Origin of the sequence: Bailinhaonella thermotolerans (assembly GCF_003594875.1) — a bacterium.
In the GTDB taxonomy this organism is placed as follows: domain Bacteria; phylum Actinomycetota; class Actinomycetes; order Streptosporangiales; family Streptosporangiaceae; genus Bailinhaonella; species Bailinhaonella thermotolerans.
Map to the genome: position 1 here is coordinate 30,410 of NZ_QZEY01000023.1, position 12,696 is coordinate 43,105.

The window sequence follows — 12,696 nt, forward strand, 5'->3', positions numbered from 1 at the left end:
TCTCGGGTTCCCAGATCTGGGAACCCGGCGTGGCCTGCATAAATAGAGCAACCTTAGGAGTGCCCGGAGTACGCCTCATGCGCCGATCGAGTGGCCTCCCAGCCGTAGCGGTAGCCGTTCCGGCCTAGGTATGGGCGGGTGAGGAGGTGGTGGATCTCCGCCCAGTCGAGGAGCCGGGGAAGGGTGCATGCGTGCGGGAGGTCGTGCGCGTTGTAGGCGGCGAGTGACCTGCTGATGAGTTCGACTGGCAGCGGCCCATAGGTCATTGCCGCGCTGACGATCAGCTTGGCGAGGTCGTAGCCGAAGGGGGCGAGGGTGAGGTCGTCGAAGTCGATCAGGCGGATTGTCTCGGGGGAGACCAGCACGTTGCGGACGTTGGCGTCCTTGTAGATGGCCGCCGGTTCGGCGGCGGCGGAGGACAGGAGCGCGGCGGCGGTGTCGAGGTCGAGTGGGCTGGGGGCGGCCGGCGAGCACGTGAGCCTGCGGCGTACGGCGGCGAGGCGTTGACCGGGGAAGGCGGGCAGAGCGCCGGCCTGCCTGGTGTGGAAGGGCTGGTCGAGGGGAGCGGCGTGCAGCTCGGCCCGGTACAGGTGCGCGTGGATTCGCCCGAGGAGCGCCGCCACGGCGACCAGATCATGGGGCCGGGCGTGGTGCCCGGGGACGTGCTGCCAGAGGGTGTGGTTTCCCCGTACGGCAAGGAGGCGGGGCGCGGGGACGTGGTGGCTGGTGAGCCAGCGGTGGTGCGCGGCGGCGGCGTGGGCCTGCTCGGGGGACGGGTGTCGTTTGCTGAACACCGCGGGTCGTTCATTCATCTCGGACGCCGATCACGTAGGTGACGGTGGATGTCGTCGTGATCGGCCTGTTCGGCAGCCGGTTCTTCAGCGCTCGGGTGAGGGCCTCGGGGTGACCTAGGAGCTCGGATGGCAGGTGGTACTTCGGCGAGGTGGCGAGGTACGCGGCGACCTGGTCGAGATCGTCGAAGCGGAATACGTGCTCGTCGTGTCGGATGTACCGGACGGTTAGAGCAGCATGGACGAGCTGGTCGAGGTTGCCGCTGTGCACGGTGCGATACAGGCTGGGACGGGAAGCGGCTTCGGGGTCGAGCCCGGAGGCGGCGATGAGCTGGTCGAGTTCGCGGTAGCTGGTGGTGGACTTGGTCGCGGCGATCAGGACTCCACCGGGCCGGAGGCAGCGGCGGAGCTCGGACAGCGCCGCGGCGGGTGTGGCGGAGTGGTAGAGGCAGAACGCGGCGACCGCGAGGGCGGCTGACCTAGTTCGCAGGGGGAGGGCGTGGAAGTCGCCGGCGACGACCTGAACCCGGTGGCCACGGGTGCGAGACCGGGCTTGGGCCAGCAGGGGCGCCGAGGAGTCCACTGCCGCGACGGGGCAGGTGGGCAGGGCGCGGGCGAGGGCGAGCGTGGTGGTGCCGCGACCGCATCCGATGTCGGCGATCAGGCCGTGCGGGTTCTGGCGGCGAGCGAGTTCGGCGATGACCTCCTCAGCCGGAGTGCCGCGGACGCGGGCGTTGCGCAGTGCGGCCGTACGGCTGGTCAGCCGGGATGGCGTGGCGTAGAGCCCGCGGACCGTCGCCCGGTCGAGGAAGGGATCGGCAGCCGGTTCAGCCCGCTGTGGCGCGGGCGGCGAGTTCGGCGACGAGCTGGTTGGCCGCGCGGCGGGACGTGACCCGGTGGACGTCGGCGTGGCCGGCGTGCTCGGCGATGAGGCTGCGGACGCGTGGCGCCATGGTACGCCGGTAGTTCCAGACGTACCGGATGAACTGCCAGGTGATGCGGTCGTAGACTCCGGTCGCGTCATGCTGGCCTCCGCCGTGGCGTCGGCGTCGCTGAGCGATCCCCCACAGGCAGGTGAGTGCGGGGAGGTCCAGGAAGATGACGGTGTCGGCGCGGGCGAGGCGGATGAGCAGCGTGGAGGCGAAGTTCCCGTCGATCACCCAGCGGGGTTGGGCGACGAGTTCGTGCTGGATGGCGGCGAACTTGTCCTGTGGCAGGGTGTTCCACTCGTCGTCGTAGTAGACGACGTCCAAGTGGGTGACGGGGGCGCCGGTGATCTGGCCCAGGCGCCGGGCGATGGTCGTCTTTCCGCTGCCGCCGCAGCCGATGATGGCGATCCTGTCCATGACCTGGGACGTTACCGAGCCTGAGGCAGTGGTGGAGCCGGACGCGCGAACCGGCCTGGAGAGCTTTCATCGAGGATCGACGGGGACGAGGGCGGCTTGATCGAAGTCGTAGCGGACGTTTTGGCCCGGCCCGGCGACTTCGGCGCAGGAGAGGTAGACACGTCCATCCGGGGCGATCTCCAGTTTCTCGACGTGGCCGGTGGGCTGCGGGCAGCGTTCGGGCAGCAGGATGTCGAGGTTGACCTGCATCTGCCCGAGGTCCATGCGCGTCAACTGGTCGTGCAGGGCGCGGGTCTGTCCCCAGGTGACCGGTTGGAGGCCGCTGGTGGCCGCGTTACCGATCGGGCGCAGCCGGTGGAGCTGGAGTTCGACGGCGCCGGTGTCGCGTAGGCGTGCGGCCAACTCCGCGATGGTGCCGATGTGCTGGGCGGTCAAGGTGCAGGTCGCCCCGAAGGGCAGTCGGCGACCGGCGGCCCACGCCATGGTGTCGAAGGCGGCGTCGAACGATTCGGGGCGGCGGATCGCATCGTGTGCCTCCCTGGTGCCGGCGTCGAGGGAGATGCGCAGCAGGTCCGGGTGGGGCACGCACGCTTCCAGGACGCGGCGGCGCCGGTAGCCGTTGGTGCACACCTCGGTCTGATAGCCGAGCTGCTGGGCGGTGGCCAGGACGCGGGGGAGCTCGTCGTACAGCAGGGGCTCGCCGCCGAGGAAGCATGCCTGGCGGCAGCCGTACCGGTCCGCGAAGTAGATCAGGGCATTGCGGACCTGCTCGTGGGTGAGGACGTCGCGCCGTTTCAGGTCTTCCCCGTGGTAGCAGATGCCGCAGCTCATGTTGCAGCGGAAGAGCAGTTCGAGGTACAGCTTCTCGACGCGGTGGATGCCGGTCAGGTCGCTGGCGGACGGGGACATGGTTCTCCCTCAGTCAGTCGGAGTCGTGGCCGCCGAGAAGGGCCGTCAGGGTGTCGAGCTGGCGGGAGATGCGGAAGACGTCCAGCCGTTGCAGGCAGTCGGCGATCAACTCGCTGTGCGTGTCGCTGCCGCATGCCCTGGTCAGCGCCATGACCTTTTCGATCACCTCGTGGCCGTCGTTCACCTGGAGTCCGCGAGGAACGACCTGGTCCACACCGGGCGCCGGAGCGGGAGTGAGCGGCAGGCAGCCGGCCAGGACCGCCTCGAAGATCCGCTGGGTGAACTGGCCGCACTGGACGTACCGGTCCGGCCGGAGCTGCACGGTGGTCACCGTGCGACGGTGCAGGGCCTCGACCTCCCGGAAGGGGATCCGTCCACTGAAGGTGACGTGCGGCCAGCGGGAGGTCTCGCGCCACTTTCCGGCGACCACGTGGCGAACCTGGTGGGCCGCGGGAGCGAAGTAGCGGTCGAACTGCTCGTCCCGGTCGTACTGGTTGCCAACGTAGATGAGCGGTAGATCGCGCTCCTTGCCGGCCAGGACGCAGGGGTCGGCGGCGTCCAGTCGCCCGTCACGGATCGGGAACAGCAGCCGGGTGGCACCGGGCCGGGGGTGAAGGGCGGCCTCGCAGAGCCGGACGTGGGGGACTCGGCGGAGGTCATCGCCAAGGGGAAGCTGAAGGTCCTTGTCCCAGACGATGGTGGGAAGTCCGGCAGCCGTGTAGTGGTCGATCAGCTCGGCCTGCCGGTGGAGGTCGCATGTATGTCCGGGGCTGCCGCACGGAGTGTCGTTGCGGCTGGGCACGGTCCACCGGTATTCGAGCATGAGCACGTCGATGTCGGGCAGTCCGCGCTCCCAGGTGTAGGCGAAGGTGAGGTCTTGGCCGGCCTCGTCGAGGTCGCGGTTCTTCTGGAGGAAGACGACCTGGTGCCCGAGCGCGGTGAGCGCGTCGATCAGGGTTCGGCGGTGGCTGCGCCCGCCGTCCGGGGTGTCGGTGATGCCGTCGCCGAGGAAGCCCCAGAAGCTGTAGCCGATCTTCATGTTCTGGTCACCCACCAGTCATCGAGCAGAAGCGCGTCCAGGCCGGATTCGGCCAGGCAGTCCAGAGCCATGTCAGGGGTGCCGCAGATCGGCTTGCCCTTGATGTTGAGGCTCGTGTTGATCAGCACCGGTACGCCGGTCCGCGCCGCGAACGCCTCCAGCAGGCCGGCCAAGAAGGGGTTGGCCTCCCAGGTCACCGTCTGCACGCGCGCGGTGCCGTTGACGTGAACCACGCTGGGGATGATCTTCCGGGCCGCCGCCGTCACCGGTGAGGCGACCGACATGTACGGCGACGCCTGCCTCAGCGTGAAGTACTTCGGGGCGTGCTCGGCGAGTACGGCGGGGGCGAAGGGTCGGAACGGCTCGCGGAACTTCACGGTCTCGTTCAGCCGCCGCACCACGTCCGGGAGCAGCGGAGAGGCCAGGATCGAACGGTTGCCCAGGGCACGGGGACCAGCCTCCAGGGCACCGTGGAACACCCCGACGATCTGACCCTCGGCGAGCCGGTCGGCGACGACCTCCGTGGGCGCGAGCAGGCGCCGCGCGACCATGTTCGGGCGAGGGGTCTCGGCCAACGTCAGGCCGGGGAACGCCGGGCCGAGGTAGCAGCGCCCGGCGACACCCGTGGCCGGGTCGCCGGCGCGGGCGGCGTGGACGGCCAGAGCGGCGCCGGCGGCCGTCCCCGAGTCGCCGGGGGCGGGAGGGACGAACACCTCGTCGAACCCGGCCCGTTCGGCGATGCGGCCCACGCTCACGCAGTTCATCGCGACCCCGCCGCCGAGGCACAGCCGTCGCTGCCCGGTGCGGTGCGCGGCGTGACGGGCCAGGTGCAGCATCACCTGCTCGGTGCGCTCCTGGAAGGCGGCGGCCACGTCCGCGTGGACCTGCTCAATGCCCTCGCTCGGCTGGCGGGCCGGGCAGGTGAGGGACGCCAGGCGGGTGGACACGCGGGGGTAGCAGCTGGACAGGACTCGCAGCGGCAGCAGCCGGGGATCGAGCTGGAACCCGTTGTGGGTGAGCGGGATCGCCGCCGCGGCGACCTCGCGGAATCGGGCCGGGTCGCCGAGCGCGGCAAGCGCCATCACCGTGCCTTCCTCATCACCCCGCCGCCAGCCCAGGTGCTCGGTGATAGCGCCGTAGGCGTAGCCGAGGGAGGCCGGATCCCGGATCGTGTGGAGCGTGCGGTAGCTGTTGCCGCGCGCCGAGGCGATGGTCGTGGTCGCGGTCTCGCCGAGGCTGTCCACGATCAGCACGGCGGCCTGCGGGTAGCCGGAGGCCGCGAAGGCGTACCGTCCGTGGGCCAGATGGTGACGTACGGCGTGCATGCGCGCCTGCGGGAAGCGCCTCGCGACGTCCGTGACCCGGTCCCGGGCCCGCCGGTAGACGTTGGTAAAGCTGCGGGCGCGCGCAAGCGCCCGGCCCGCCGAGGACGGCACCGCGAGGTGGCGGACAGCGCCGAGCGCTCCGGCCAGGTAGCCGGGGGGCGAGAAGTTGTAGGCCACGTCGGTGACGTGGGCGGCCGGGATGCCGGCGTGCGACAGGAGCCAGGTGATCGCCTTGGCCGGGTAGGCGCTGGTGTGCTTGATCCCGTTCAGGCGCTCCTCTTCGACCAAGCCCACCAACTCGCCATCGACGAGCAAGGCGGCGGCCGAATCGTGGGTGCCCGAGCACAGGCCCAGCACGACTGCCGGCGCGCTCACCGCGACCGCCCCGTGGCCGGGGCCGCCGACTCCAGCCGGTCGTACCACTGCTCCAGGGCTCTCGACAGCGGACCCGACGCGCCGCGTGCCAGATCCCACGCCTGGTCGCGGTCGTCGCCCTTCCATACCCGGTAGCTGCGCATCACCTCGGCGATCTCCCGCCACCCAGCGTGGGCGCAGTTCTCCCCGTCCCGCACCTGCCGCAGCAGTTCGTCGAATCCGCTCCACTCGGTGCCCAGCGCGGGCATGAGGCCGCTCTCCTCCACGCTGTCGGGGAGGTCGCCGGCGAGTTCCAGATGCTCGGCGTACAGGTGCAGCGAGTCGATGTGGTGGTGGTAGCGGCCGAGTTCGACCCCGAGCCATCCGGCCATCAGCTCATGCAGGACCGTGAAGGTGAAGATGTCGTAGCAGAACCCCAGCCACAGGTCCTGGCTGCGCATGGTGGTGTACATCTCCAGCCGCCCCTGCCGAATGTAGAAGCGGAACCCCAGGGTGCACGGCACGTCCTTGTTGCCGTGGTGGTCCCGCCCGGGGTCGTAGAGCTGGATCACGGCGCGGCGGCTGTCAGGGTCGTCCTTCAACACTCGGCGTACGTAGTCGAGCTGATCCACGTGCCCGTCCCACCGGCGCAACCGGGGCCCGTACGCGCCCCGCAGCACCCCCTTATCGGCGAACTCGGTCAACCGCGCGTTGTAGGTGTAGATCCAGTCGCCGTCCGATCCCGACAAGATCCACACCGTTTCCGCAGCGGCGAACGCCGGGTTGAGCATCCGCGTCGGCGGCAGCCAGATCAGGCGCCGCCGCGGCTCGGCCAGGACCAGGTTCACACCGATCAGCTCGAATGTGTCCAGCCCGCGCGGAGAAGCCTTGCGCCCGCCGCTCCGGACGGCATGCACCGCCTGGGCGAAAAGCTCGTTGGCCGAATTCGCCGACAGAGTCTTCACGAGGTCCTCCCTGGAAGCACGAGCAGAGACGGGTTCGGGTGCGCGATGAGCCAGCGCCATTGCCGGGCGAGACCCTCCGCGAGTGGGGTCAAGGGGTGGTAATCCAGCACATGCTCGGCTTTGCCGTTGTCGCCCTCGGTCGCGGCCACGTCGCCCAGGTGCCGGCCCCGGGCGAGCGTGGGAACCGGCTGGCCGGTCACCTGCTCGATCAGGTTCCGCAGCTCGGCCAGAGACGTGCTCTGATCTCCCGCGATGTTGATGACCTCGGCGTGCGCCTCCATCGTGGCGGCGCGCACCGTGGCCCGGACCACGTCATCGACGTAGGTGAAGCTCCGCCGCTGGCTGCCGTCCCCGTACACCTCCACGGGGGTCCCGGTCAGCACGGCCTGGAACATGCGCGCGATCACCATGTCCGGGCGCTGCCGCGGCCCGTAGACCGTGAAGTACCGCAGCGCCACCACGCTCGTCGGGGCGTCGTCCTGAAGCGCGTACGCGAGTGCGAGCTGCTCGGCGGCCAGCTTGGTGACGCCGTACGGCGACAGCGGCCACACCGGGCCCTCCTCCCGCATGGGGAGGACGACGGCCTCGCCGTACACGCTGGAGGACGAGGCGAGCACCATGCGCGGCACCCCAACAGTGGCGCAGTACTCCAGCAGCATCTGCGTGCCCAGCACGTTCGAGCTCGCATACTCGCGGAACCGCTCGCCCCACGAACTACGCACACCGGTCGCCGCGGCCAGATGGAACACCACCTGGACGGGCATCAGCAGGCGCAGCATCGCGCCGTCAGCGATGTCCACCGGCTCGTAGCGGAACCGGGGATGGTCCAGCAGACCGACGAGATTCTGCCTCACCAAGGGGTCCTTGGGCGGTCGCCGATCCACTCCGATCACCTCGTGGCCCCCGGCCACCAGTGCCTCAGCCAGATGCGATCCGATGAATCCGGCGACTCCGGTCACCATGACCGTCCCGCCGTCCGTAGCCAGGTCTGGCCCCACAGCGACTCCTTCGCGATCAGCGCGAGATCACCTTCGAGACCCTCATGAAACGGCTACAACTCCAGGTCGAAGAAGAGGAGACTTCAGGAGACGAGATCCACATCCCTGGGGCTGGATCACCATGAGCAAGAACCGACCCGAGTGGGCGCTGCGCCTACTTGCCGAACGGCGGAAGCGGCTCTGGAGCCAGCGGCAACTGGCGAGTCATCTGCTCAAGGCCGCTGATGAACGCACCCGGGCCCAACTGGCGTCCGTAGAGAGCCTGTGCCGGATGGTGCGCGACTACGAGGCCGGTCGCCATCACCCGAGCGAGGAGTACGCCGAGCTGTACTGCCGGGTCTACGGCCTCACCCACGAAGCCCTCTTCGGCGGGGAGGCGCCATCCCAGACCACCGAACATCCTGCCCTGACCATCCCCCACGCCGAGGCACTGATCGCCTGGCTCACCTCGACCAACACCAGCGACATCGCCGTCGAAACGATCGGGCAGCAGGCATCAGCCCTGGCGGAAGCCCACACCCGCACCCCGCCGGCCCATGTGCTCGGCGAGGTCGTCCAGCTCCACCACCAAACCCAGGCCCTGCTTCACACAGGTCGGCAACGCCTCCGCCAGACCCGTGAACTCCTCCGCCTCGACGCCGACCTGCTGGCCCACGCCTGCCTTCTCCTGGGCGATGTCCATCAGGACGAAGCCGCCGCAGCGTACGGACGGGCCGCCGAAATGTACGCCCGCGAGGCCGGCGCAAACCCGGCCATCGCCATCGCCGCTCAGGCCAAAACCGCGCGCTGGCGCCGCCGCTACGCCGAGTCCGCGGATCTGGCGCGCCAGGGCTACGAGATCGCACCCGCGGCGCCGGTCAAGATCCTCCTCGCCTGCCAGGAAGCCAACGCAGCCGGTCTGCTGGGCGACGTTCCACGAGCACGCGGCGCGCTTCAGCGGGCCGAGGACACCGCATCCGGCTCCATCGCCGCCGACTCCGGCAGCTCGGCCTGGTCGTGCTCGAATTCCCGCCGCGCCTTGTTCGCCCTTTCCGTGGCGACCCGAGCCGGTGACGCCGAGGCGGCGTTGCAAGCCGCGCGGATGGCCGAAGAGTCATGGGCGGCCGGAGAACCGTGGGTACGGGGAACCTGGGCGCAGATCCGCATCGGCGCCGGCATCGCCCACGTGATGCACGGCGACCTGGACGCCGCCGCGGCCCAGATCAAGCCCATGCTGTCCCTGGCCCCCGAGCTACGCATCACGACCATCACCCGCTACCTCGCCCGCATGGGCGAGCTGCTGCGTGCCCGGCGCTTCCAGCGAAACCCCGCCGCCGGCGACCTGATCGAGCAGATCCGCGCATTCAATCTCGGCGCCCGCCCCGGCCCGCCCCCGAAGGAGGAAACCGCGTGAGCCTGCCCGAACAGATGACCGACCGCTGGAAGCACCGCCCCCAGCCCAGCCCGGATCGCCTGTACTGGCATGTCCTCCTCCGCGATAACCCCCAGGTACGCGCCCTCGCCCGGGAAGGCCAGGAACGACTCACCGCCTTCCCCGGGATGCACCTGGTCCCACCCGAATGGCTCCACCTCACCACGCTCATCGCCGGACCTGCTCAAGAGATCGACAGCAACCAGCGGGCACGCATGATCGAGCGGACCCGCGACCTACTGACCCAGGTCCCGCCCGCGCCGGTCACGCTCGGCCGGATCCTCTACCACCCCGAAGCGATCGCCCTCGCCGTACGGCCCGCCGAGGCACTGCTGCCTATCCTCCACGCGGTCCAGGATGCGACGCGGCACGCGACGGGGCGAGAGGGCGTGCTGGACACAGAGCCGTGGCTACCCCATGTGACCCTCGCCTACAGCACGGCCGACCAGCCCGCCGCGCCCGTCATCGCCGCCCTCGGCCGTCATCTGCCCGGCTGTGACATCGTGATCGACACCATCAGCCTCGTCCTGCAGGAGGGCGATGAACGCCTCTGGAACTGGAAGCCCTTGGCGCACCTCCCGGTTGGCGGCGAGAGCTGATAAATGAAGGGGGGTGACGCCGGGGCGAACAGCGCGGGAGTCTGGTTTGACCAGCCGTTTTCCCGGATCCGGGAAGTGGATTCGGCGCGCATCGAAGGCGTCGTTCAAGCCGACACTCCACCGGTCAGATCGGACGGACCCGGAGGAAACGAGGAGGACGTCCCTCCGCGTCCGTTGATCGCAAAACTGAGTTGTTAGAGCCCGACGCCGCGCATGGGGTTGTCCCGCCACTTGTCAGCCTGTCGGACGTAGCCGTGTACCACTGGGGAGTTCTCCGACCAGCGGCCATGGCGGGCGATAGCGGAGACAGGGGCACCGTTGCGGGCGGCGGCGGTGGCGCCGCCCGCTCGCAGAGAATGAGCGGTGAACTTCTCGGCGTCCGGGAGCCCAGCCTTCTCGGCGGCCCGGCGGACGATCAAGTTGATGCCGTGCCCGGACATGCGGGCGCCGCCGCGCCCTGTGGCCTTGTCGGTACCGCTGAGGCGGCCGTGCCGGTCGACGCCGCGCAGTAGGGGCCCGCTGGTGACGCCCGCCTCGGCGAGGACGGCGATCCAGGCTTGGACCACGCGAACGGGGCAGGTGTCGGGGTGAGAGCCGTAGGGGACGGGCACGGTCTCACCGCGGGCGTCCTGGTCGGTCTTCGACATCCGGATGGTCACTTCCAAGCCGTCGCGGGTGACGACGATGTCGTCGATGTCGAGCGCGACCAGCTCGGAGCGGCGGCCCATCAGCGCGAACCCGAGCACCAGCACGGCCCGGTCGCGTAGCCCGGTGAGCGTCTGGGCGTCGGTGGCGTCGATCAGGCGGCGCAGGATGTCCACCTCGGCCGCGGGCGCCCTGCGGGTGCGCTTGCCAGCGGCGGCGTACTCGCGGCGGTAGTCCCGCAGCGCAAGCCGGGCCACCCGGGCGTCCAAGGTGTGACCGGCAAGCTTGTGCCGGGACTGAATGCACCCCAGTGCCCGCTCGATGGTCGAGGGCGCGGGCGGGGTGCCCCGGCGGGTGGGAGTCGCGGCAAGGTGCGTGACGTACTCGGCCAACGTCGCGGCACTGGCCGGCATCGCCGTACGTCCCTGCTCAAGACACCAACTCTCGAACGCGATCCAGTCGCGGCGGTAAGCGCGACCGGTGTTGGCCGCGAAGCCGCCGGCGATGCGGGCGCGCGTCTGCTCAGTCAGCTCATCGTCGGCCGGAGTCAAGGGGGCGGCAGAGCGGGGCGCGAGAGCGCCAGACATGGGCGGGGGGACCCTTCGATAGGCGGATTCTGGATTGCGATAAGCTATGTTATCGCAATCCAGAGAATACCCGCGATCTTCTGTGGACCCTCGCGTCCAGTCATGCACTACCTCTAGAGACACCCCTCAGGTTCCAGGAGCCTTTAGCCATCCCGCTGGAATCTCCGGGGCGGCCAGTGGTTCCCATACTGTTTGCGTGGCCACATGGACGAAGGAGGCTCTCTTCGGGGATCATGGATCTTGTAGGGGCGGCCAGAGGCCATGCGAATCAAAACGATCCGCTGCGTATCTACTTCCTCCAGAGCCGCAACGATGGCGCGACTGGATTGCACAAGGGCAGCCGCCGCAGCGGCTAGGTGGTCCAGAGAGCTCTTTCCTACGTCAACAAAGGCACAGTGTACACCCGATCGCTGGATCGCCTTACAGATGTCGTTATCAAACAACTGGTTGCTGTCGACCGTGATCAGGAACTCATACCCGTGGCGCGCCGCCTTCTCATACAGCTGCTTGTCCTTGATCCCCTTCCAGCGCTTGTCCACATGCTCCAACGAGTGGCCCCATAGAAGCCACTTCAGAGGATCTAGTAGATGAGCGGAAACATTCTCATCGAGGAGGATCTTCACGATCGGCCCCTCAGGCGGACTCGGACACTGCGTACGTGTTTACGTAGGAATCGAACTCCAGCGCCGCCCGAGCACTTTCGGGGGTCACCGAAGGAAAGAACATCGGCACCTCCTCAGCAGGCACGTTGTCACGCATCAGGCCGGCGACCTGGTCATATCCGACCCGAGTACCTTCCACCACCGGATAGCCAGCGCGCACCTCTGGATCTACGGCCACACCTCGGATCGGGCGCTGGAACGGCAACACCCTGCCCTGTCGACCCTCGAACTCACCGAAGACATCGACAAGCTCGGCCACGACGTAGTTGCCGGGCCGCTTGAGAAGGTCGATCGTCTGACCACCTTCAGCTACGACGACCGTGTCACCCATCCGGATTAACTTGTACTCGGATAAGTGCGCATCCTTGCCCAACCTGCGCAGATTGTGAACTGAGATCCGAATTTTCTGTAATGACAGCTTTTCTTTCTGGCGCAGATAGGCCAGCGAGCGCAGGGCGACGACATCCTTGTATGAGTAGAGCACTCGGTTCGATGACACATACTGCGGCACCAGGAGCGGCGGCTTCTTCCTCCAGTATTCCAACTGCCCGAGCGAGGCGCCCGAAAGCGCCGCAGCGAGTGGTGATGGGTACATCCCGGCGCGCTCCTCTCCGAACCGACTCTCACCTACCGATGACGGTATCTCCGTTCTAGGGGTTTACAAAGGCCCAACAGACATCGGAGACCCGGCCTGGTTAGCCGTTTCACGTGGGTGAAAGCGAAGATCGACACCGGATCCTGTGCCAGGCACTCCCCGGAGGCGGCATCGATCCGCTGCGCCGACGTACCGCATCGCGGCCGGAACCCTGCGCGCTTCGAGCCACACCGCATGCTCTTCGTAGCCGACTGCGTCATCTCATTCGCCCTCGGCCTCGCCCTCCTCGATCCCCTCCCACGGCGAGGCGGCCTGTCAGGCCCAGCTTGATTCGTGCTCGTGATCCCACGGGCCGATGCTCGGGGTCCGTGTGGGTTAGCGTCGCGCCCGCACGGTCAATCGACGGGTCGGAGGTCAACGGCCGCCAGGTTCGATGGGGTGGGGCGGGCGCTGGCGTGTGCTCGCCAAGA

General features: G+C 68.7%; 13 protein-coding genes. 2 read left to right on the forward strand and 11 right to left on the reverse strand.

Going from position 1 to position 12,696, the window contains the following annotated elements; all coding sequences use genetic code 11:
- Positions 1–53: 53 nt before the first annotated feature.
- From D5H75_RS36095 to D5H75_RS36130, 8 genes are all read right to left on the reverse strand, one after another.
- On the reverse strand, positions 54–812 hold the full coding sequence (locus D5H75_RS36095) for a phosphotransferase (RefSeq protein ID WP_119931100.1): 759 nt from the start codon (positions 810–812) through the stop codon (positions 54–56).
- The gene (locus tag D5H75_RS42300; protein ID WP_242454728.1) at positions 805–1,554 is read right to left on the reverse strand and encodes a class I SAM-dependent methyltransferase; all 750 of its coding nucleotides are present in this window, start codon (positions 1,552–1,554) and stop codon (positions 805–807) included. Before D5H75_RS42300 ends, D5H75_RS36095 begins: the two co-directional genes overlap by 8 nt.
- A 64-nt stretch (positions 1,555–1,618) precedes the next feature.
- Positions 1,619–2,137: a P-loop NTPase family protein gene (locus tag D5H75_RS36105; RefSeq protein ID WP_119931102.1), complete on the reverse strand. Its 519-nt coding sequence runs from the start codon at positions 2,135–2,137 to the stop codon at positions 1,619–1,621.
- Between the two features lie 66 nt (positions 2,138–2,203).
- Positions 2,204–3,046 (reverse strand): radical SAM protein, encoded by an 843-nt coding sequence (locus D5H75_RS36110; RefSeq protein WP_119931103.1) that lies wholly within the window; start codon positions 3,044–3,046, stop codon positions 2,204–2,206.
- 13 nt (positions 3,047–3,059) lie between these two features.
- On the reverse strand, positions 3,060–4,100 hold the full coding sequence (locus D5H75_RS36115) for a CgeB family protein (RefSeq protein WP_242454721.1): 1,041 nt from the start codon (positions 4,098–4,100) through the stop codon (positions 3,060–3,062).
- Positions 4,082–5,785, reverse strand: a complete 1,704-nt coding sequence (locus tag D5H75_RS36120) for a carbamoyltransferase family protein (protein WP_242454722.1) — start codon at positions 5,783–5,785, stop codon at positions 4,082–4,084. The genes D5H75_RS36115 and D5H75_RS36120 overlap by 19 nt, the downstream gene beginning before the upstream one ends.
- Positions 5,782–6,729, reverse strand: a complete 948-nt coding sequence (locus D5H75_RS36125; protein ID WP_119931106.1) for a thymidylate synthase — start codon at positions 6,727–6,729, stop codon at positions 5,782–5,784. Before D5H75_RS36125 ends, D5H75_RS36120 begins: the two co-directional genes overlap by 4 nt.
- Positions 6,726–7,691, reverse strand: a complete 966-nt coding sequence (locus tag D5H75_RS36130; protein ID WP_242454729.1) for an NAD-dependent epimerase/dehydratase family protein — start codon at positions 7,689–7,691, stop codon at positions 6,726–6,728. The genes D5H75_RS36125 and D5H75_RS36130 overlap by 4 nt, the downstream gene beginning before the upstream one ends.
- 157 nt (positions 7,692–7,848) lie before the next feature.
- Here D5H75_RS36130 and D5H75_RS42305 point away from each other — a divergent pair, with 157 nt between their 5' ends.
- Together D5H75_RS42305 and D5H75_RS36140 are read left to right on the forward strand one after the other, a co-directional pair.
- Positions 7,849–9,120 (forward strand): hypothetical protein, encoded by a 1,272-nt coding sequence (locus tag D5H75_RS42305; protein ID WP_202638836.1) that lies wholly within the window; start codon positions 7,849–7,851, stop codon positions 9,118–9,120.
- Positions 9,117–9,737 carry a 2'-5' RNA ligase family protein gene (locus D5H75_RS36140; RefSeq protein ID WP_202638837.1) on the forward strand — a complete coding sequence of 207 codons (621 nt, stop codon included), beginning with the start codon at positions 9,117–9,119 and terminating at the stop codon, positions 9,735–9,737. Before D5H75_RS42305 ends, D5H75_RS36140 begins: the two co-directional genes overlap by 4 nt.
- A gap of 194 nt (positions 9,738–9,931) precedes the next feature.
- Here the strand turns inward: D5H75_RS36140 and D5H75_RS36145 are convergent, their stop codons facing one another.
- The 3 genes from D5H75_RS36145 to D5H75_RS36155 all read right to left on the reverse strand — a co-directional run bounded on the left by D5H75_RS36145 (position 9,932) and on the right by D5H75_RS36155 (position 12,226).
- Positions 9,932–10,933, reverse strand: coding sequence for a tyrosine-type recombinase/integrase (locus D5H75_RS36145; RefSeq protein ID WP_242454723.1), 1,002 nt, complete (start codon positions 10,931–10,933; stop codon positions 9,932–9,934).
- Positions 10,934–11,112: 179 nt separating this feature from the next.
- Entirely contained in the window at positions 11,113–11,592 is a 480-nt protein-coding gene (locus D5H75_RS36150) for a hypothetical protein (protein ID WP_147425396.1), read from the reverse strand.
- A 10-nt stretch (positions 11,593–11,602) separates the two neighbouring features.
- A complete protein-coding gene (locus D5H75_RS36155) occupies positions 11,603–12,226 on the reverse strand; it encodes a DUF433 domain-containing protein (protein ID WP_119931112.1) in 624 nt (207 codons plus the stop codon).
- Between the last annotated feature and the right edge of the window lie 470 nt (positions 12,227–12,696).

Coding starts and splice junctions, on each gene's coding strand:
- D5H75_RS36095 (WP_119931100.1), bottom strand. CDS start 812: ATGAATGAACGACCCGCGGTGTTCAGCAAACGACACCCGTCCCCCGAG.
- D5H75_RS36105 (WP_119931102.1), bottom strand. CDS start 2,137: ATGGACAGGATCGCCATCATCGGCTGCGGCGGCAGCGGAAAGACGACC.
- D5H75_RS36110 (WP_119931103.1), bottom strand. CDS start 3,046: ATGTCCCCGTCCGCCAGCGACCTGACCGGCATCCACCGCGTCGAGAAG.
- D5H75_RS36130 (WP_242454729.1), bottom strand. CDS start 7,691: ATGGTGACCGGAGTCGCCGGATTCATCGGATCGCATCTGGCTGAGGCA.
- D5H75_RS42305 (WP_202638836.1), top strand. CDS start 7,849: ATGAGCAAGAACCGACCCGAGTGGGCGCTGCGCCTACTTGCCGAACGG.
- D5H75_RS36155 (WP_119931112.1), bottom strand. CDS start 12,226: ATGTACCCATCACCACTCGCTGCGGCGCTTTCGGGCGCCTCGCTCGGG.